This window comes from Paenibacillus sp. FSL M8-0228 (assembly GCF_038007385.1).
GTDB lineage: Bacteria > Bacillota > Bacilli > Paenibacillales > Paenibacillaceae > Paenibacillus > Paenibacillus polymyxa_D.
Genome location: NZ_JBBOXA010000001.1, coordinates 1187951 through 1208602 on the forward strand (window position 1 = coordinate 1187951; position 20652 = coordinate 1208602).

Here is a 20652-nt window from a genome sequence, read left to right on the forward strand (position 1 = left end):
CGGATGACGGGACGAAGTGAGACGATCGGGTGCGCATCAGGTCATTTGCTCATATGTCGCTGTGAAGAAGTGAGTATCGCACAGATGGAGCAGGCTTGCCGCATGGGTATGGACACCGTGCGCCAGCTTAAAATGGCTACGCGGGTGACGATGGGGGCATGTCAGGGTAGGGTATGCCGACAATTGGTGGAGTCATGGTTTTACAATCAGGTTCCTGCTGCCCGCCGGGAGGCGGAGCTGTTATCGCAAAGGCCACCAGTGCGTCCCGTAACGTTCGGGCAGCTGGCAGAGGGAGGTTCTTTATGAGCCGCACGCGTATTGTAAATCATCCTATTTTGGGACCAAAGCCGGAGCGGCGGCAGGTATCTTTCTTTTTTGACGGTCGTCCCATGCAGGGATTGGCTGGAGAACCATTGGCAGCAGCGCTGCTGGCCAGCGGTGTCCGTTTGCTGAGAAGGCATGAGGAATCCGGTACGGCCAGAGGCGTATACTGCGCCATTGGGCATTGTAACGAATGCCGCCTGACGGTTCATCCGTTCGGTACCGTCCGTTCCTGCCTGACCAAGCTGGAAGAAGGTATGGTGGTGGAAACCGGGCGGCAGCTTTCGAATGAAATCACAGGGAGAATTGTGACATGAATGAAATGGCGCATCTTATCGTCATTGGGGCGGGTCCCGCCGGATTGTCCGCAGCGGTATCGGCTGCTGAGCAAGGATTGCCAGTCACAGTACTGGATGAGTTTACAGAGCCGGGTGGACGTATGCCCGGGCAATATCATGAGGAAGGCAGTCAAGGCTGGTGGGTTGGAAAACACGTTTCGGATGAGCTGATTACCCGTTGCGGGGAGCTTGGGGTGGACATTCGCTGCGGCGTTTCCGTGCATGGTATGGAATATACAACAACGTGGGAAATTTCCACTTCCTGTGGATTGTTCACTGCGGATTACGTATTGCTAGCGACTGGAGCTGCCGAAATTCCCGTTCCGCTGGATGGCTGGACGTTACCGGGCGTCATGTCTATCGGGGCCGCACAAGTAATGACTAATGTTCATTACGTTAAGCCGGGGGAACGCGGCATCATCGTAGGCATGAACGTATTGTCGATGGCGATTGCCCGCGAGCTGTCTGTCGCCGGGGTGAAGGTGGCGGCAATTACACTGCCGTGCGCTAATCCGCTGGCTGGTGCGGCGGCAGATCCGACAGCCTCCGCGAAGCTGCTGCTTCAGCTGTCGGGGCTAGCTCCTGCCGCCTGGATGCGTGCAGGCGGCAGGCTGGCAGCGGCGATGCGGATGGAGAAACTCATCGCGTGCTGCTATCCCCACAGAGGCTTCCGTCTGTGGGATATCCCGATCCGTTTGCGGACAGCGGTGCTGTCCGTCAACGGCCAGGACCGGGTCGAATCCGTGACCCTGGTCCACGTTAAACCGGACGGCTCGCCTATTCCCGGCAGCGAGCGCGTCGAACCCGCCGACTTCGTGGCGCTGAGCGGCGGCTTGTATCCGCTCGCCGAGCTGGCGGCGGTAGCCGGGTGCAAATTCGTGTACAGCCCTGAGCTGGGCGGGCATGTTCCACTGCATGGTGAGCGAATGGAAACCTCGCTCAAAGGGCTGTACGTTGCCGGCAATATTACCGGCATCGAAAGCGGGGTGGTCGCGATGGCCCAAGGTCGATTAGCCGCCGCTTCCGTGCTCCATGCCGCTGGACTCGGCGGAGCAGGCGGGGAACAGCGGGTGCAGGAGGCGATCCGTGAGGTCCATTTTGCACGGAAGCATGCGCTGATTCAGTTTCATCCCGGCATTACAGAGGCGAGAACGCAGCTGTACCAGCAGTGGGGGCAAACCTTTGGCAGCGGCGCGTAACGGCTCGTTGTGTTTGATATGCGTTTTTTTGTCCCAAATTCGTCTTAAAGGAGGAACGGAAAGTGACTCTTAAAGCAAAAGCCCATATGAAAGCAAGACCGTTCGCACTGAACGAGGTGGTATTGGCTGAAGGTCCCTTCAAACAGGCGATGGAGCTGAACCGATCTTATCTGTTGGAGCTTCAACCAGACCGTCTGCTGGCGCGTTTTCGGGAATATGCCGGACTTACGCCCAAAGCGCCTCAATATGAGGGCTGGGAAGCGATGACTATTTCCGGTCATACACTGGGACATTATTTGTCCGCTTGCTCCATGATGTATGCTTCAACGGGCGATGAGCGTTTTAAAGAAATTGCACATTACATTACGGATGAACTAGCCGTTTGTCAGGCAGCGCACGGTGACGGATATGTATCCGGTATTCCTGGGGGAAAGGAACTTTTTGAAGAGGTGTCTGCTGGAAATATTCGCTCGAAGGGGTTTGACCTAAACGGTGCCTGGGCCCCCTTGTATACACTACACAAGTTGTTTGCTGGCCTGCGTGATGCGTACCATTTGACAGGCTGTGACAAGGCATTGACGGTGGAGCGCAAGCTGGCGGACTGGCTCGAAGGAATGATGAAGCCGATGAGCGATGAGCAGATGCAGCAGATGATGTTTTGCGAATATGGAGGCATGAATGAGGTATTGGCCGATTTGTATGCGGATACTGGGGAAGAGCGCTACTTGCGGCTGGCTGAGTGCTTCTGGCACAAGCTGGTGCTGGACCCGCTTAGCTCGCAGGAAGACTGTTTACAGGGCATTCACGCCAACACACAGATTCCGAAGCTGATCGGGCTTGCCAAGGAATATGAGCTGACTAATGATACGAAGCGCCGGGAGACGGTGGAGTTTTTTTGGGAGCGGGTGGTGGATCATCATTCGTATGTCATTGGCGGGAATAGCTTTGGAGAATATTTTGGAGCGCCGGATGGCTTGAATGATCGCATCGGGCCTCATACGACGGAGACGTGCAACACCTATAACATGCTCAAGCTGACAAATCATCTGTTTCAATGGAATGTTTCCGCCAAGGAAGCCGACTTTTATGAGCGAGGTCTATTCAATCATATTTTGGCCTCGCAGGACCCGGTTCACGGGGGCGTAACGTATTTTCTGTCGCTGGCGATGGGCGGGCACAAGCATTTTGAAAGCAAATTTGACGATTTCACATGCTGTGTTGGTACAGGGATGGAAAACCATGCGAGCTACGGCAGCGGTATTTATTTTCACGATCACGATAAGCTGTATGTCAATCAGTTCATTGCTTCCACGCTGGAATGGAAGGACAGAGGCGTTACGCTAAAACAAAACACTTCCTATCCAGATACAGATCATACGACGCTGGAGATTCAATGCGATCAACCTGCCTCATTTACGCTACTCATCCGCTATCCATATTGGGCTGAAAAAGGAATTACCATTCGTGTAAATGGCAAAGAACAGTCGGTTGTATCGGAACCGGGCAGCTTCATCTCTATCGCCAGAACGTGGATTGACGGGGATGTTGTAGAGGTGACGATTCCGATGTCGCTGAGGCTGGAGCAGATGCCGGATAATCCGGATCGGGCGGCTGTTATGTATGGACCGTTGGTGCTGGCAGGCGACCTTGGACCCTTAGAAGATCCTAAAGCCAAGGATTTCCTCTATACACCGGTATTTATCCCTCAAACGGAAAAGCTGGATGCCTGGATACAGTCTGTAGAGGATAAGACGAATACGTTCCGTACCTTGAATGCAGGGCATCCTCGGGATGTGGAATTGTCTCCTCTGTATAAAATGCATGATCGTACGTATTCCGTATATTGGGATATTTTTACGAAGGAAGCGTGGCAGGAGGCGGAACAGGAATACACAGCGGCACGCGAAAAGCTGGCGATTCTGGAGCAGTGTACGATTGATTTTGCCCAACCCGGAGAAATGCAGCCGGAGCGGGATCATAACTTCCAGGGAGATGCTTCGACTCGCACTGGATATGTGAATAACCGACCTTATCGGAATGCGGGAATTGACGGCTGGTTTTCTTTTGATTTGAATACAGATCCATCTGCTCCGATGCTGTTGGTTATTACCTACACGGCTACGCTGGAAATGCCAAACTGTGGTTTTGATATTTTGGTTAACGGTCATCCGCTTGAGCATTTTAGTGAAGGTTTTGATGAAGCCGATAAATTTTACAACGTGAATGCCGCTATTCCGGCTGCATATCTGGAGGGTAAGGATCAGGCGACAGTGACCTTCAAAGCCAAGCCGGGACAGCGTATCCGCAGATTGTTTGGGCTGAGGATGGTCAACAAGGACGTATATGAGCAACTCTATCAAGCTGGAAATTCAGGTATACATGAATGATCTTTGAAATGTTTCGTGAGAAAAAGTAACGTTTGATTTTTCGTCCGGTATGATTTATGATGTAAGAAATATTGGATGATGCTGGAATAATCCATATGGTGGTATGAGTTGATATATTCATAGTTTTTTGCGCGTGAAGCACACGGGCTGTTTCTTCCTTCATAGGGGAGAGGCAGCCCTTTTTTGTTGATATTTTGCGGAAATATAAAACTTTTTAATGAGTCAGTTCTATGATTGAGGGGGAGGGATTGCTTTATAGAGTCTATTTGTTTGGAATACTTTGTATTAGAAGTTTTTCTTATAGATTTTGTAAGAGGGAAACCCTATAATATATAAGTTGTATCCAGTATTTTCCGAAAGTGGGGATGCGATAAGTTTATGAAATTAGAGATGATATACATAGTTTAAAGTTTAAGCCGACAAAGGGGATAGAGAGATGAGTATGAAAAAATGGATGTTGAGTTTGACCGCAGTCACGTTGCTATGGGGCGCGACAATTACGATTCCAACGACGGAGGCGGCAAGCAGCACCAAGCCCATTGAAGTCTTGTTAAACGCGAAAAAAATACAGTTTCCAGATGCTAAACCTTTTCAGGATAGTAACGATTATGTGATGGTTCCGATTCGTTTTGTATCCGAAGCGCTAGGGGCTAAGGTAGGCTGGGAGAAAACAGGCGGTCAATTGGCTGTGTCGATTAAAAATGATGCCCATGCTGTTAACATGACAGTGGGTCAAAACACCGCTACCGTGGATGGGCAGACCAAAACGTATGAGACGAAGATTATTTTGAAGCAAAACCGTACTTTTGTGCCGCTGCGGTTGGTAAGTGAGGGTCTGGGGCAAACGGTGGAGTGGGATAAGGTCAGTCGCTGGGTCTGGATTGGAAAGAAGGAAATTGCTGCGCTGGAGGATAAAGGACTCCAAAAAGTCAGCATTGAACCGTATAAGAAAGCAATTAACACAATACCAAATCTTATAAACGATATTTATCGTCAACCATATGACAAAGTAGTGGTTTTTAAGCAGTCTGACTTGCCTATCAAGTTGTTGCATGATATTTACTCTGTTGAGCCTTACACAAGTTCTAATGGCACACCTTATCTGAAAATGAGAGTAAAAACTAAAGCTACAGCAGGAAGCATTTTCTTTCTGACTAAGGGCAAGGATGCCCGTTTACGCTACCCAATGGACGACATGATGAAAGATAACGGGGATGGTACAAAGATGGTCTATTACCCAATCTATTCATCTGGAGACGAACTATTTCAAGGCATCAAAAATTATAAGTCTTTCAAGTTGGCAAGCATTGAGTACATTGCATTTGCATTAGCGTCAGAGGACTACATCCCTATGATGGTCAATCCGTGGAAGGGCAATTAACCACATGAAAAAGTCACAACGGATTCTGGCAGTATTGCTGGTGGGGGTACTGCTATTCTTGCAGATCCCACCTTTTTCTTTTCCTACACATAAGGCGGCAGCCGAGACGGAGGTTACACCGCTGTCCTATTATTCAGATAAGAACGACCGTTATTTTGTCGGTATGATGTACTTCGACATGTGGAAGAACACAGCAGGGGAATGGGTGACCCAAAAGAAGGAGCCTGGGAAGGGAATGCATGGTGAGGCCACTTTCACCTACAAATTTAGTTTTCCTGGTCGTAAGATCAAAAGCGTTGAAGCCAATCTATATAACCCAGCAATAAAGGCTAACAAAGATAATCCTAACTATATAGAGTATTTTTTAAAATCCCGTTCTGACAGTTATTCTGATTATGTCCAGGCCATAAGTAGGGGCACAGAGGAAAAAGACATTCGCCCCTACCAAATACAGGGGGTCGGAACGGACACCACTATTATTCCAATCACGGTAAATATGATGCTGAATGCTGAGGTTCAGGCACGTAATATCAAATATGAGAGTTGCCCTACCTGTGCCAAAGAGGTAGAAGCCTGGCGTATCTTTCAACCAATCCTGTTCAAGATCGAACTGGAGAGTGGTCTGATCGTCAAGCATTTTACCACTGACGGGAAATCACTTAACAACGTATTTACACCAATAGAGGATGAACTGAAAGCTGATCAACCGTATGATTTTCCCCCGCCAACCAACCCGAAATATGAGTATGTGGGTTATAAGAAAAGCACGACAGGTAAACCGCCAAGCGGAGATATTTTGCCGGGAATTGTACCCGGGTTTACCTATGACGGTTCTTTTGAACAGTTTACCGCTTACTTGTATTACAAAGAAGCTCAGGGCTGTCCTAAGCCTGGAGAAAGCCAAGAGGGAGCACCCTCGGATTGTCAAGATCATGAACAGCCAACGAAAGGTGTTGTCTGCTCCCGCCCCGTTCCAGGTCTGCGCTTGGAAACTGCCGAATTGGACCCGACAGTATCTGCCGTTATTAAAGCCGATCAGCGAGGCGCGTCACGTTTTGATGTAGCCAAGGGTATTCCAACTTCTGAAAGCCTGTACGGAAACGTGCTGGCCCGGAATTACCTTTTTCAAAACACCTACCAACAGCTCAAAGGCGAGTGCACCTACAACGTCAAGCTGAAGCGCACGTATGATCTGGAATGGGAAGATATCAACGATACCCGGCACATGAAGGTCGTGGAGTATTACAAATACGAAATTGTGAAACCGTACTCCTACTGGGTGATCGACAACCTTGAGGTGTACGGTATCAAGAACGCGCAGCTACGCAACTATGCACTGCCGGGAGGTAGTATTACGATTCCACCAAGGAATTACACGCCGCCGTCTGTAGAATCAGCGACCAACGGAAAATACTATCCGGCTCCTTCTCCGGGCATCGTCGATGGGGGTTCACTTTATATTTATGGCGGCAAGAGTATGCCGAAGGTGCCCAATGAACAAAGATCACTGGAGCCTGTGGCCCAGAAGGCTACACCAGACGTGGAAGTTGAAAACGATACTGTGAAATTCAACGGTCAAACGATCATGGACCACCAGCGTGTCAAGGAAAAGGGGCCGACTCCTGGCAAAATCCCTGAACCCGTAAAAATCGGGTTGGATATCCTGTACAGCCCGGGCCATATGATTGAAAAGCATAAGATCAATAAACCCAATACGCCCAGCAGCGGTGACATCACTTACGCTATTCTCAAAGGAAATATCAATGGAGGTGCGGATAAAACGTTCCCGATACAGGGAATTAATACGGTGACTGTCCACACTCCCGTAGTGAATCTGTCTAAAGTGTCGGACGATGCTGCTCATAATCAGAAAACCCAACCTACGAAGGGACGATCCGCACTTATTTTGGAGCGACCTTTCCGGGTGACGATTTCAACAGCGGGACCACATTTGGATATTCCCGGATATGGTGATCGGGAGTATGCCAAATATGTACGAACCAAGCAGGTTCGCTTTCCGTTCGATGTGTACGACAAAGGAAAGACGCATTTTTATCCGCGGGGTACCTGGATCGACATTCCAGTGCTGCAGCTCAACACAGACTTTTATCTTCCCGTGTGGGTAGATGAAGGCAACTACACAGTTGAGTTCCGTACCATTGCCGAAAATGCACCGGACGGGTTCACTGAACAGCGCCATGCCAACACGGATATCGCCCATCATGTCGCCAATGATGTGGTAAATATAGAGGTCATCGGACGGATGTATGATTTTCATATCACGGATATTGCCGATTACCATTGGGAGCGGGTGTTTCGGCAACGAAAAGGGAGCCCGACGCATAGCGGCCTGTCCTATTGGACGGGGCTTGGCAATATTGACGGGTTACCGAGAGGGAACCAGGAGCCATTCACCTTGCCCATTCGTCCCGGCAGTCACCCACATGAAGGTTATGCAAATGTGTCGGTCAAGACAGGCTATCATTTCAAGTTTGATCTCAAAACCAAAGGCAATATGTTTAGCGCCAAGGACGGTATTCGCATCACGCCATCGTTCTATTGGGTGAGCAAAGATGGGCGACAGCGGGGAGAGGTGGATCTGTATACACACTCCGGCAACCGGAAATTTATCCGTTTGGGATCGGCGGAGGACCGGGAGAAGCGATATGTTATTTTGAATGAACGGCTGCGCAATGTGCCGATGGAGGAAATGCAGGACACGGCAGCCTACCAATACAAGCATGAGCTGAGTGAAGCACAGCAAAGCCAGTCGACGCTGGAACGCTATGTTTCTCTGTATGCCCACCGTATTGCACGCAGCAAGACCTGGATTGGACGTTACGACTGGCTGGTGCTGCCTGCGGCTGTGCGTACCTTGATGGGTCCGAAGACAGACCTGCCGGATGGGGTCAATGTGGATCGCGCTAATGCGTCGATTCAGCGCTGGTATGGTGAATATAGCCTGCCTGCTGATGTGTACGCAGTCACCAAAGGCACAGATTTGCGCGAGGTCAGTCGCCGTCAGGAGCTTAACGAGCATACGGATATATTTAAGAAAACAGGCTTTATCGTCGTTCGCTTTAATTTGGAGTCACTGCGTCAGGGTGACACCGAGCATCCGCATTTACAGTATATAAATGGCCCGCTATTGAACCAGTGGCAACTGGAGGGTTACCACCGAGAGATAAAGGACCCGTACGGGCATACCTTTCATTTACAGGACGGGGATGTAGTATTTTATCATGCGGATCAGTCGAGCAGGGACGATTTCAGTTCATTTGTCCCTCACTAGGTTGCAGTAATCAAGACGAATCCTAATCCGTAACTAGCGCGAAAAATACGAAAACGGACAATGGGAACAATCCACTGTCCGTTTTTTATTTCCTTTTGCGTTTATGCGAATATTTAGACCTATCTTCAGCCCTCGACATGCCGTTTTCATACAGCCTTGGTGGGGGCTGTTTTATTTGGAATGAGTAAACAACACGGATTTGTGTAGGGAAATCCTCGGATATTTAAACGCGTTTGAGGGAACGGCAAAACTATAATAATAGGGAATTTAATTTATGTAAGCGCAATCATTTTGGCGTACTTGCTTGTCATCACAATACTATTGAGGAGGACGACCCGAATGGCTCAAAGGAAAGGCGCATGGCGAAAGGGAAGCTTGACCGCTGCGTTGGCAGCGATGCTGGCGATGACGGGCACGACTGGAGGAGTGGCTGCGGAAGATTTGTCCGAACCGACACTACAGGCGGAATCAGCCATTGCAGTTGAACAGAACCGTAGCGGTAGCATTCAGCTGGAAAAGTTGGATCGCGGACTGGTAGCTGCGGTGACGCAGGAAGGGGTCTTTTTAAGCTGGCGGTTATTGGCTCAAGAAGTGAACGGTTACGGTTCAACGGGGCTGACAGGAGCGGACTTCAACGTATACCGTGACGGTAAGAAGATTGCGACAGTGACCGACAGTACCAACTATGTGGATAAGGAAGGGAATGGTAAATCAGTATACAGAGTGGCTTCAGTCGTTAATGGGCGGGAAAAGGATCGTAGCGCTAAAGTGAAGCCATGGCAGCAGGGTTACTATGAACTTCCTCTCCAAAAGCCTGCCGATGGGGTAACACCCGCAGGTGAATCCTATACGTATTCGGCCAACGATATGAGTGTGGGGGATGTGGATGGAGACGGACAATATGAATTTTTTGTAAAATGGGACCCGTCGAACTCCAAAGATGTATCTCAGAAGGGGTATACCGGAAATACGTATGTTGATGCGTATACGGCCGAAGGCAAGCTGCTGTATCGGATCGACCTGGGCGTGAATATTCGATCAGGTGCGCATTATACACAAATGATGGTGTACGATTTTGACGGCGATGGTAAAGCCGAGCTGATGTTCAAAACGGCTCCAGGGACCAAAACAATTTCTTTTGATAAGAAGGGCAAGGCGAAAAAAGAAAAGTATATTACTCTGCCACGTGAGGATCGCAAAGCAGGGATCACACATGAGGATGATTACCGTTTGAGTCGCTCGGATTATTATGAGCATGTGGTGAACATGTTCATGAACTGGACGAAGCATGAAGAAGTGGTCAAGGGACAATGGCCTGCTACGCTGGAGGAATGCTTTGGCATCGCTCCGAAGTACAGTTATCCGTTATCCCGAAAGGATGCGGAAAGCCTGACAGACTACTTTATGGATGTATATGCACCATCACGGAGCGACAAAAACAAGCTGAGAGAGTTCGAGGGCTTTATTGTCGATGGACCAGAGTATTTGACAATTTTCAAGGGGAAAACGGGAGCTGAGCTGGATACCGTCCGCTATGAGCCGGAGCGTCATGACGATGGCCTCATGTGGGGCGACTACGCCATGGCCCGAATTGAACCCGCCAACCGTGTAGACCGCTTCCTGGCAGGTGTGGCCTATCTGGACGGCCGCAAGCCGTATGCCGTATTTGCACGCGGCTATTATACGCGTTCCACTTTGGCCACCTACACATGGGATGGTCGCCATCTCCAAAAACATTGGATGGTGGACAGTGGCTGGACACCAATGACCAATCCATTTAACGATGGTCCGCACGGGCGTGATGGAACGGACCCGAAATTTGGCACCTTGACCACACAGGGAGCGCATTCTTTGAGCGTGGTGGATGTGGACGGTGACGGCAAGGACGAAATCGTATACGGTTCCGCCACGATTGACCATGATGGCAGCCTGTTGTACAGCTCATTTGATGTCATGCCTCCTGAAAGTGCAACTCCGGGTCAAACCGCCAGATTGGGGCACGGCGATGCACTGCATGTAACCGATATTGACCCGGATCGCCCCGGCAAAGAAATCTTTATGGTACATGAAGGTGGCACTTACGCTCCATATGGCTATTCTTTGCGGGATGCCAAAACAGGTGAAATCATTTACGGCGCATATTCCGGCAAGGATACAGGTCGGGGAATGGTCGGTGACATAGACCCGGATCAGCGAGGTCTGGAGACCTGGGCCATAGGCCTGTGGACCGCAGCGGGCAAACAACTGGATACGAAGATACCGGGTACCAATATGAGTATCAAATGGGCAGCCGATATGACCACACAAATCGTAAACGGCGCAATTGATGTAACCCCAACCATTGAAGATTGGAAACGAGGTACATTGTTGACCGCCACTGGAACCAAAACGAACAACTATACGAAAGGAACGCCATCGCTGGTAGCCGACATTTTCGGAGATTGGCGGGAGGAAATGCTCGTCCGTACAGCGGATAGCTCAGCCATCCGTATCTATCTGAGCACAGAACCTACGACGCATAAATTGTACACGTTGATGCATGATCCGCAGTATCGCACGGATGTGGCGCGTCAAAATACCGGGTATAACCAGCCGTCCTACACGAGCTTTTATTTTGCATCCGATATGGATTGGGCGAATGTGCCGATTCCCAAGCTCTACACGCCAAAAGCCTTAATAGAGGAAGAGAGCAGTGACGAAGCGGATGAAGTAGAGGCAGCAGAGGTAGATGAAAAAGAAGTCGATGGAACGATAGTCGATGGGACGAAAATAGATGTGAAGGAATGATAAGCGGAGACTATTTCCCAAAATATATAATAAAAAATTAAAGTTTCTTATCTCAAAAGGAGAGCCGTATTTACGGACTCTCTTTTTTTACGTCTTGATGTTATTGAGAATATAAAATGTAACCGCACACATGTAAATGTTGTGATATCTTACCTAACGTGAAATTTGACACATATGTGAAATGAGGATAAATGACAGAGATTTCATGGAGAAGTGAATTGACTGTATTTGTCCCTGTCTCTAAGATGTAATTATATTCCAGACAAAACAGAGGTTTGTGTAAGGGAATATAACGTAGAGAGGAGGGAATGAATGGACTCTTTGGCTGATCTCTCGGAAACCCCCTTAGCATTAGAAACCCTCAGACGACATCCCTGTTATAACGAAGAGGCACATCGCTATTTTGCGCGCATTCATCTTCCAGTAGCCCCGGCATGCAATATTCAGTGCCATTATTGCAACCGCAAATTCGATTGCGTCAATGAAAGCCGTCCCGGCGTTGTTAGTGAACTGCTTACGCCGGAGCAGGCGGCGAGCAAGACCTATGGCGTAGCGGCACAGCTGATGCAGCTGTCCGTTGTCGGCATTGCGGGACCTGGAGATCCGCTGGCCAATGCGGAGGCAACCTTCGGTACCTTCCGCCGGGTCCGTGAGACAGTTAAGGACGTCATATTCTGTCTCAGCACGAATGGCCTTACTTTGATCAGGCATGTCGACAGGATTGTAGATCTGGGCATTTCGCATGTCACGATCACGATCAATGCTGTAGATCCAGTGGTGGGGAGCCGTATTTATGGATGGGTCTACGATGAAGGAAAACGCTATGCAGGAGAGGAGGCCGCACGGCTGTTGATTGACCGCCAGCTGGCAGGCTTGAAGATGCTGGCTTCGAGAGGCGTATTGTGCAAGGTGAACTCGGTGCTGATTCCCGAAGTCAATGATGCCCATCTGCCGGAGGTAGCCAGGGTGGTCAAGGAACACGGCGCAGTGCTGCACAACATTATGCCGCTCATCATCGCACCTGGTAGCCGATATGAGCAGGAAGGGATGCGTGCCCCCCGTCCCCGCCTGGTCCGGCAGCTGCAGGAGAAATGTGCTGAAGCGGGAGCTGTCATTATGCGCCATTGCCGTCAGTGCAGGGCGGATGCGATTGGACTGCTGGGCGAGGATCGCAATCAGGATTTTACATGGGAGAACATTGCGGCTGCTCCTCCCATGGATGAAGAGGCAAGGGCACAATTTCAGAAAGAACTGGATGAGAAGGTGAGAGTGAGAATGGAACGCAAGGAGGGACAATCGCACCCCAAACAACCGTCAACCGGGGCTGGATGTAGCTGCCCGTTATCTGGGGATAAGCCTGAAGTGAGCTTTACCTCAAAGCCAGTCCTAATCGCTGTGGCCAGTCGTGGCGGAGGGAAGGTGAATCAGCATTTCGGCCGTGCCAAGGAATTTATGATCTATGAAAGCGACGGGATTATCGTAAATTTCATAGGCATTCGTAAGGTGCAATCCTACTGCCACGGGAAAGCCGATTGCAATGGAGACAAGGCCGAGACGATGAAGGAGATCCTTTCCATGGTGCATGACTGTGCATTGCTGCTGTCGGCCGGCATAGGCGAGGCCCCCAAAGAGGCATTGCAGGAAGCTGGCGTGCTGCCTATTGTATGCGGCGGGGATATTGAGGAATCCGTTCTGGAATATGTAAAATTTCTACGTTATATGTATCCTGTGCAGAGCAATAAGGGAAGTCAGCGTAATAAGGGAGTTAAGGGCAGTCATTCGGATTTACCCATTGAACATTTTGGAGGCTGAGAAAATATGAGACAAATTGCGTTTTACGGTAAAGGCGGTATCGGCAAATCGACAACCTCGCAGAATACACTGGCTCAACTCGCGACCAAATTCAAACAAAAAATTATGATCGTAGGCTGTGATCCCAAGGCAGACTCCACCCGTCTTATTTTGAATACGAAGGCCCAACAGACTGTGCTGCATCTGGCGGCTGAAAGGGGTACGGTGGAGGACCTGGAATTGGAGGACGTTGTCCAGAAGGGCTTCGGTGACATTCTGAACGTGGAATGCGGTGGGCCGGAGCCTGGTGTCGGCTGTGCAGGGCGCGGCATTATCACGGCCATTAATTTTCTGGAGGAAGAGGGGGCCTACGAAGGGCTGGATTTCGTATCCTACGATGTACTGGGGGACGTCGTGTGCGGGGGCTTCGCCATGCCGATCCGGGAGAAGAAGGCGCAGGAAATCTACATCGTATGCTCAGGCGAGATGATGGCTATGTACGCTGCAAACAATATTGCACGCGGGATCTTGAAGTATGCCAACAGCGGTGGGGTGCGTTTGGGCGGCTTAATCTGCAACAGCCGGAATACGGACCTGGAAGCGGAATTGATTACAGAGCTTGCAAGAAGACTGAACACGCAGATGATCCACTTTTTGCCGCGTGATAATGTTGTCCAGCACGCTGAGCTGCGCCGTATGACTGTAACTCAATACAACCCGGACCATAAGCAGGCTGCGGAGTATGAAGAGCTGGCAGGTAAAATTTTGAATAATGACATGCTAACGGTTCCCACCCCTATTTCCATGGAAGAGCTGGAGGATCTATTGATGGAATTCGGCATTATTGAGGATGAAGAAACCGCAATTAACAAAGCTGAGGCGTCCGGGCAGTAGGCTGTAGCCAGAAGGCTTAATGACGGAATCATCGTGTGATGATGGGAGGAGCTGAACGCGCAGCTCGCAGGAGGGAGGAATAGGTCAAATGAGCAGTATTGTGGATAAGGGTAAGCAGATCGTAGAGGAGATACTGGAGGTATATCCCAAGAAGGCCAAGAAGGACCGGACCAAGCATTTTGAGATCGCGGATGAGGAGCTTGTGAACTGCGGGACCTGTTCCATCAAGTCCAACATGAAATCACGACCCGGCGTCATGACAGCAAGGGGCTGTGCTTATGCAGGGTCCAAGGGTGTGGTATGGGGCCCGATTAAAGACATGGTGCACATTAGCCATGGTCCCATCGGCTGCGGACAATACAGTTGGGGTACCCGACGTAATTATGCGAATGGGGTATTGGGAATCAATAATTTTACCGCTATGCAGATTACAAGCAATTTTCAGGAAAAGGATATCGTGTTCGGCGGAGATAAGAAGCTGGAGGTGATCTGCAGGGAAATCAAGGAGATGTTCCCGCTGGCTAAGGGCATCTCCGTGCAATCTGAATGTCCGGTCGGACTGATTGGTGATGATATCGGGGCTGTGGCCAAGAAGATGACAGAGGAGCTGGGCATTCCGGTCATTCCCGTACGCTGTGAGGGCTTTCGCGGGGTGAGTCAGTCTCTGGGCCATCACATTGCCAATGATGCTATCCGCGATTTTCTGATGGGGCGCCGGGAGCTAAAGGAGTGCGGGCCTTATGATGTCTCCATTATCGGGGACTACAATATCGGCGGTGATGCCTGGGCTTCGCGTATTTTGCTGGAGGAAATGGGACTGCGGGTCATAGCGCAGTGGTCGGGTGACGGTACGATCAATGAGCTGGGGATTGCCCATAAATCCAAGCTCAATCTGATCCATTGTCATCGTTCCATGAATTATATGTGCACAACGATGGAGCAGGAATACGGAATTCCCTGGATGGAATATAACTTCTTTGGCCCGACCAAGACAGTGGAGAGCTTAAGGGCGATTGCAGCTCGTTTTGACGAAACGATTCAGGAAAAATGTGAGCAGGTCATCGCCCAATATATGCAGCAGATGGAGGCAGTCATCCGTAAATACCGCCCACGTCTGGAAGGTAAAAAGGTGATGCTTCTGATTGGCGGGTTGCGGGCAAGGCATACCATCGGTGCCTATGAGGATCTGGGGATGGAAATTGTGGCTACAGGCTACGAATTTGCCCATAAGGATGATTACGAGAAGACATTTCCCGATGTAAAGGAAGGCACTATTCTGTACGATGATCCAACTGCCTATGAGCTGGAGGAACTGGCCCAGCGGCTGAATATTGACTTAATGGGCGCCGGAGTCAAGGAGAAATACGTGTATCACAAAATGGGCATTCCCTTCCGTCAAATGCACTCATGGGATTACAGCGGGCCTTATCATGGTTTTGACGGCTTCCAGATTTTTGCACGTGATATGGATATGACCATAAACAGTCCAGTTTGGAGCCTGCTGCCGTCCCGGCAGACTGCGGAGGTGTCGGTATGAGCGAGCGTCTGAATATTGTCGATCACAATCAGCTGTTTCGGCAGGATAAATATGTGCGCCAGCGTGAGGAGAAACGAGCCTTCGAGGCCCCTTGTTCGCCAGAGGAGGTTACCGACACCCTGGAGTACACCAAGACCAAGGAATACAAGGACAAGAATTTTGCCCGCACAGCCGTAGTCGTGAATCCGGCCAAGGCTTGTCAGCCGCTGGGAGCGGTTATGGCTGCACTGGGCTTTGAAAAAACGCTCCCGTTCATTCATGGCTCACAGGGCTGTACGGCTTATTTCCGCAGCCATCTTGCCCGCCACTTCAAGGAGCCTGTTCCTGCCGTCTCCACCTCGATGACCGAGGATGCCGCCGTATTCGGCGGCATGCGCAACCTCATTGACGGTATAGAGAACTGTATTGCCTTGTATCAGCCGGAGATGATTGCGGTATGCACGACCTGTATGGCAGAGGTGATCGGAGATGACCTGTCTGCCTTCCTGGCTAATGCCCGTCAGGAGGGAGCCCTTCCCGAGGATATGCCAGTTCCTTTTGCCAATACCCCCAGCTTCTCCGGTTCACATATTACAGGCTATGATGCCATGCTGCGCTCTGTGCTGGAGACGCTGTATAACAAGTCAGGCCGGACGCCGCAGCCTGGTCATGAATTGAAGCTGAATGTACTGCTCGGGTTTGACGGGTATACGGGAAATTTTGCGGAAATGCGGCGCATACTGGGGATGTTCGGCGCTACGTATACCATTTTGGGTGACCACAGCAGTAATTTTGATTCAGGAGCTACTGGAGAGTACAGCTACTATTACGGGGGAACGCCGCTTGAGGATGTGCCCAAGGCCGCAGATGCTGCCGGCACGTTGGCGATCCAGCAGTACTCTCTTCGTAAAACATTAGGTTATATGAAGCAAACCTGGGGGCAGCAGATGTTCTCCATCTCCACACCGCTGGGTATCCGGGCTACAGATCGCTTGCTTGAGGAGATTAGCCGCCTGTCCGGAAGAGAAATACCCGAGGCATTGAAGCAGGAGCGTGCTCGAGTTGTGGATGCCATGATGGATTCGCATGCTTATCTGCACGGCAAACGAGTGGCTATGGCAGGAGACCCGGACATGCTCATCGGCCTGATTGGCTTTTGTCTAGAGCTGGGCATGGAGCCGGTGCATATTGTTTGCTCCAATGGAGACCGGAAATTTGAGAAGGAAGCAGAGCTTCTGCTGAAGTCCAGCCCTTACGGTGCAGAAGCCACGGTTCATTCTGGTCAGGATTTGTGGCATATGCGTTCGCTGCTGTTCCAGGACCAGGTGGACCTGGCTATTGGCAGTTCCCATCTGAAGTTTGCGGCGAAAGAGGCGAAAATTCCTTTGCTCCGTGTGGGCTTTCCGATCTTCGACAGGCATCATCTACATCGTTATCCGATTATCGGCTACCAGGGTACGCTGAATCTGCTTACCCAATTCGTGAATACCGTACTGGATGTCATGGAAGAGCAGGCTCCGGATCATAGCTTTGATTTGGTGCGCTAATTGCTGTATCGCGTAGATGGAAGTTGGCAGCTTGGCTTGTGATTTCAATGGATTCTATCTGAAATAAGGGGGTGTGCGGATGGAGCCGGCTGTGTCTAACGGAAGGCTGGAGGTATCCTGCGGCAACAAAATTCCCAAAAGCACGCCCTGTCCCCGGCCTGTGCCGGGGGAGGCTTCGGGTGGCTGCTCCTTTGACGGGGCCCAGATTACACTGATCCCCATTGCAGATGCGGCTCATCTGGTGCACGGGCCGATTGCGTGTCTCGGCAATAGCTGGGAGAGCAGAGGCAGCCTGTCCAGCGGCCCGGGGCTGTCGGCGTATGGCTTCACTACTGATCTTGGAGAACAGGATATCATTTTTGGTAGTGAACAGAAGCTGCATGAATCGATCCGCTACATTGTCAGCCGTTTTGCTCCTCCCGCTGTATTCGTCTATACCACATGCGTCACAGCCCTCACCGGTGAAGATATCGAGGGGGTCTGCAAGGCTGAATCGGAGCGGCTGGGGACGCCGATCATTCCGGTGAACAGTCCGGGATTTGTGGGCAGTAAGAATCTCGGGACTCGGCTGGCCGGAGATGTATTGTTCCAGCATATTATCGGCAGTACCGAGCCGGAACAGACAACCTCCCATGATATCAATCTCATCGGGGAATACAATATTGCGGGCGAGATGTGGCATATCGAGCGGCTGATGCAGCAGACGGGAATGACTATCCTGTCCCGAATTACCGGGGACGGTCGGTTCCGTGAGGTGGGATGGGCGCATCGTGCCAAGGCCAACATGGTCGTATGCAGCCGAGCTTTGCTGGGCCTAGCAGTCCAAATGGAGCGTAAATACGGCATTCCTTATTTTGAAGGTTCATTTTATGGAGCAAAGGAGACGAGTTATTCCTTGCGGCAGATGGCTTATCTGACCGGAGATCGTGATGTAGAGCGACGGGTGGATAAGCTGGCCGCACGGGAGGAAATGAGGCTATCGCTGGAGCTGGAGCCCTATCGCAAGCAGTTGAAAGGAAAGCGGGCAGTGCTCTATACCGGGGGTGTAAAGAGCTGGTCTGTCATTACGGCTTTGCAGGAGCTGGGCATAAAGGTGGTAGGTGTAGGCACGAACAAGAGCACTGCCGAGGATGTATCCCGGATTGCTGACCGTATCGGGGATGATGCGGAATACATCCCGGAAGGCGGTGCCCGGCAGATTCTCAAAACCGTACGGAGCCGCAAGGCAGACATGGTCATTGCCGGGGGCCGGAATATGTATATGGCGCTTAAGGAACAGATTCCTTTTGTGGACATCAATCAGGAGCGGCACAAAGCCTATGCGGGCTATGACGGGCTGTTGTCTCTGGCGAAACAGCTTGTGCATACGCTGCAGCATCCGGTGTGGGAGCTGACCGCCAAACCAGCTCCATGGGAGGAGGAGACGGAATTTGCCGATTAAATCCGCCACGAAGCCTGTCAGTATCAACCCGCTCAAGGTAGGACAGCCTTTGGGGGGCGTGCTGGCTCTGCAGGGGATGTATCGCTCAATGCCTTTGCTGCACGGCGCTCAGGGCTGCTCGGCCTTCTCCAAGGCGCTGCTGACTCGCCATTTTCGAGAGCCGATAGCCGTTCAGACCTCTGCGCTGCAAGAGATGGACGTTATATTTGATGCAGACCGGAATCTGGAGGAGGCACTGGATCATATCTGGTCCAAACACCATCCAGATGTCATCGGCGTCATCAGCACAGCCCTCACCGAGGTGGCAGGCGTTGATTTTCAGTCCAGGGTAAAGGCGTTCAAGCGAGAACGGGCCTTGAAAGACAGTCTGCTGTTTTCTGTATCGCTGCCTGATTTTCACGGCTCTCTGGAGACGGGCTACAGTAGTACAGTAGAGTCCCTAATGGATGCTGTACTCGGATTGGCCGGAGGCAAGTCCCCCAGAAAACAGCGCCGGATGCAGGTCAATCTGCTGCCAGCTTCTTATCTGACTGCCGGAGATGTCATGGAAATCAAGGATATTATCGCTTCCTTCGGCCTGGAGGTTATTACGCTCCCCGATATCTCCACTTCCTTGTCCGGTCACCTGCTGACAGGCTTCTCCCCTTTGACAAGAGGGGGGACTCCGCTAGATTCAGCCTGCCAGATGCTGGAGTCTTCCTGTACCATTGCCATTGGCGCGAGCATGGAGCGGCCGGCGCGCAGGCTGACTCATGCCGCAGGCATTCCCTACCACTTGTTCGCTGGTCTGTTTGGCTTGGCCGCGAGCGATGCGTTCATACATTTTCTGCAGAAGATCAGCCGCGAGCCAGCCCCCGTTCGCTTTCGCTGGCAGCGTGAAAATCTGTTGGACAGCATGCTGGATGCCCATTTCTATTATTCCGGCGCTTCGGCTGTAGTGGCGCTAGAACCGGATCATATGCTGTCGACCGCAGCCTGGCTGGAGGAGATGGGAGTGGAACTGAAGCGGCTAATTACACCCTGCAGCACGCCCGCACTGCAAAAGACAGAACGGGAAGTCTGGATCGGTGGCCTGGATGATGCAGAGGAGAGCGCGCAGGGTGTTGATTTGTGGATCAGCAATTCACATGGGAGAAAGGGAGCGGCACGGGCTGGGGCCTCATTCGTACCGGCAGGCTTGCCGGTGTATGACGAGCTAGGCGCCCACACATCCGTAAGCGTCGGATACCGTGGAACCATGGAGTGGGTGAATAAGGTGGGCAATGTATTGCTTGCCGAGAGGGGGAGGGGAGGATGAAGGTTGCATTTGCGACGGAAGACGGCGTGCTTGTGAATGCTCATTTTGGGCAGAGTCCTATGTTCACTGTATTTGAAATCCGGCACTCAGGCGTCCAGTTCCTGGAGCATCGGCGGATAGCCCTGGGGAGCGATGAGAACGAGGCGGGCAAGATCGCCAGCCGAATTGGCTTGATCGAGGATTGTACCTTGATCTTCCTGGTACAGATTGGCGCTTCGGCCGCCGCACAGGTTACCAAACGGACCATTATGCCTGTGAAGGTGGCCTTCGGTAGCACCATTGAGGAGCAGGTCCAGCGTCTCCAGAATATGCTGGCTCGCAATCCGCCCATGTGGCTTGCCAAAATCCTGCATGCTGAGGAGGGCAGCGGCAAAGCCGAATCATGAGCTCTCCTGTAAGGAAGAGCAACCCTATAAGTTATCAAGATCCTGCGGACCGAATATCTTAAAGGCGGGAGCCGC

At 51.2% G+C, this 20652-nt stretch carries 14 protein-coding genes; all 14 read left to right on the forward strand.

Annotated elements, in window-relative coordinates:
• Window positions 1–3 precede the first annotated feature (3 nt).
• The 14 genes from MKY98_RS05440 to MKY98_RS05505 all read left to right on the forward strand — a co-directional run bounded on the left by MKY98_RS05440 (window position 4) and on the right by MKY98_RS05505 (window position 20577).
• Window positions 4–306: a (2Fe-2S)-binding protein gene (locus tag MKY98_RS05440; protein WP_069010326.1), complete on the forward strand. Its 303-nt coding sequence runs from the start codon at window positions 4–6 to the stop codon at window positions 304–306.
• On the forward strand, window positions 303–638 hold the full coding sequence (locus MKY98_RS05445) for a (2Fe-2S)-binding protein (RefSeq protein ID WP_029516055.1): 336 nt from the start codon (window positions 303–305) through the stop codon (window positions 636–638). The genes MKY98_RS05440 and MKY98_RS05445 overlap by 4 nt, the downstream gene beginning before the upstream one ends.
• Entirely contained in the window at window positions 635–1858 is a 1224-nt protein-coding gene (locus MKY98_RS05450; RefSeq protein WP_081317515.1) for an NAD(P)/FAD-dependent oxidoreductase, read from the forward strand. Before MKY98_RS05445 ends, MKY98_RS05450 begins: the two co-directional genes overlap by 4 nt.
• 86 nt (window positions 1859–1944) lie before the next feature.
• A complete protein-coding gene (locus MKY98_RS05455) occupies window positions 1945–4245 on the forward strand; it encodes a glycoside hydrolase family 127 protein (RefSeq protein WP_069010385.1) in 2301 nt (766 codons plus the stop codon).
• A gap of 436 nt (window positions 4246–4681) precedes the next feature.
• Window positions 4682–5626 carry a stalk domain-containing protein gene (locus tag MKY98_RS05460; RefSeq protein ID WP_069010327.1) on the forward strand — a complete coding sequence of 315 codons (945 nt, stop codon included), beginning with the start codon at window positions 4682–4684 and terminating at the stop codon, window positions 5624–5626.
• 4 nt (window positions 5627–5630) lie between these two features.
• Window positions 5631–8918, forward strand: a complete 3288-nt coding sequence (locus tag MKY98_RS05465; RefSeq protein ID WP_069010328.1) for a DUF5704 domain-containing protein — start codon at window positions 5631–5633, stop codon at window positions 8916–8918.
• A 339-nt stretch (window positions 8919–9257) separates the two neighbouring features.
• The gene (locus MKY98_RS05470) at window positions 9258–11705 is read left to right on the forward strand and encodes a rhamnogalacturonan lyase (protein ID WP_069010329.1); all 2448 of its coding nucleotides are present in this window, start codon (window positions 9258–9260) and stop codon (window positions 11703–11705) included.
• Between the two features lie 312 nt (window positions 11706–12017).
• Complete coding sequence (gene nifB / locus MKY98_RS05475) at window positions 12018–13517, forward strand: nitrogenase cofactor biosynthesis protein NifB (protein WP_069010330.1); 1500 nt, start codon at window positions 12018–12020, stop codon at window positions 13515–13517.
• Between the two features lie 6 nt (window positions 13518–13523).
• Window positions 13524–14390, forward strand: a complete 867-nt coding sequence (gene nifH / locus MKY98_RS05480) for a nitrogenase iron protein (protein ID WP_069010331.1) — start codon at window positions 13524–13526, stop codon at window positions 14388–14390.
• Between the two features lie 88 nt (window positions 14391–14478).
• Entirely contained in the window at window positions 14479–15927 is a 1449-nt protein-coding gene (gene nifD, locus MKY98_RS05485; protein ID WP_069010332.1) for a nitrogenase molybdenum-iron protein alpha chain, read from the forward strand.
• The gene (nifK, locus tag MKY98_RS05490; protein WP_069010333.1) at window positions 15924–17453 is read left to right on the forward strand and encodes a nitrogenase molybdenum-iron protein subunit beta; all 1530 of its coding nucleotides are present in this window, start codon (window positions 15924–15926) and stop codon (window positions 17451–17453) included. The genes nifD and nifK overlap by 4 nt, the downstream gene beginning before the upstream one ends.
• 79 nt (window positions 17454–17532) lie before the next feature.
• Window positions 17533–18894 (forward strand): nitrogenase iron-molybdenum cofactor biosynthesis protein NifE, encoded by a 1362-nt coding sequence (nifE, locus tag MKY98_RS05495; RefSeq protein WP_069010334.1) that lies wholly within the window; start codon window positions 17533–17535, stop codon window positions 18892–18894.
• Window positions 18884–20191 (forward strand): nitrogenase iron-molybdenum cofactor biosynthesis protein NifN, encoded by a 1308-nt coding sequence (gene nifN / locus MKY98_RS05500; protein WP_069010335.1) that lies wholly within the window; start codon window positions 18884–18886, stop codon window positions 20189–20191. Before nifE ends, nifN begins: the two co-directional genes overlap by 11 nt.
• A complete protein-coding gene (locus tag MKY98_RS05505) occupies window positions 20188–20577 on the forward strand; it encodes a NifB/NifX family molybdenum-iron cluster-binding protein (RefSeq protein ID WP_069010336.1) in 390 nt (129 codons plus the stop codon). The genes nifN and MKY98_RS05505 overlap by 4 nt, the downstream gene beginning before the upstream one ends.
• Window positions 20578–20652 lie beyond the last annotated feature (75 nt).

Coding starts and splice junctions, on each gene's coding strand:
- MKY98_RS05505 (WP_069010336.1), top strand. CDS start 20,188: ATGAAGGTTGCATTTGCGACGGAAGACGGCGTGCTTGTGAATGCTCAT.
- MKY98_RS05440 (WP_069010326.1), top strand. CDS start 4: ATGACGGGACGAAGTGAGACGATCGGGTGCGCATCAGGTCATTTGCTC.
- nifH (WP_069010331.1), top strand. CDS start 13,524: ATGAGACAAATTGCGTTTTACGGTAAAGGCGGTATCGGCAAATCGACA.
- MKY98_RS05450 (WP_081317515.1), top strand. CDS start 635: ATGAATGAAATGGCGCATCTTATCGTCATTGGGGCGGGTCCCGCCGGA.
- MKY98_RS05460 (WP_069010327.1), top strand. CDS start 4,682: ATGAGTATGAAAAAATGGATGTTGAGTTTGACCGCAGTCACGTTGCTA.
- MKY98_RS05465 (WP_069010328.1), top strand. CDS start 5,631: ATGAAAAAGTCACAACGGATTCTGGCAGTATTGCTGGTGGGGGTACTG.
- MKY98_RS05445 (WP_029516055.1), top strand. CDS start 303: ATGAGCCGCACGCGTATTGTAAATCATCCTATTTTGGGACCAAAGCCG.
- nifE (WP_069010334.1), top strand. CDS start 17,533: ATGGAGCCGGCTGTGTCTAACGGAAGGCTGGAGGTATCCTGCGGCAAC.
- nifK (WP_069010333.1), top strand. CDS start 15,924: ATGAGCGAGCGTCTGAATATTGTCGATCACAATCAGCTGTTTCGGCAG.
- MKY98_RS05455 (WP_069010385.1), top strand. CDS start 1,945: ATGAAAGCAAGACCGTTCGCACTGAACGAGGTGGTATTGGCTGAAGGT.
- nifD (WP_069010332.1), top strand. CDS start 14,479: ATGAGCAGTATTGTGGATAAGGGTAAGCAGATCGTAGAGGAGATACTG.
- MKY98_RS05470 (WP_069010329.1), top strand. CDS start 9,258: ATGGCTCAAAGGAAAGGCGCATGGCGAAAGGGAAGCTTGACCGCTGCG.
- nifB (WP_069010330.1), top strand. CDS start 12,018: ATGGACTCTTTGGCTGATCTCTCGGAAACCCCCTTAGCATTAGAAACC.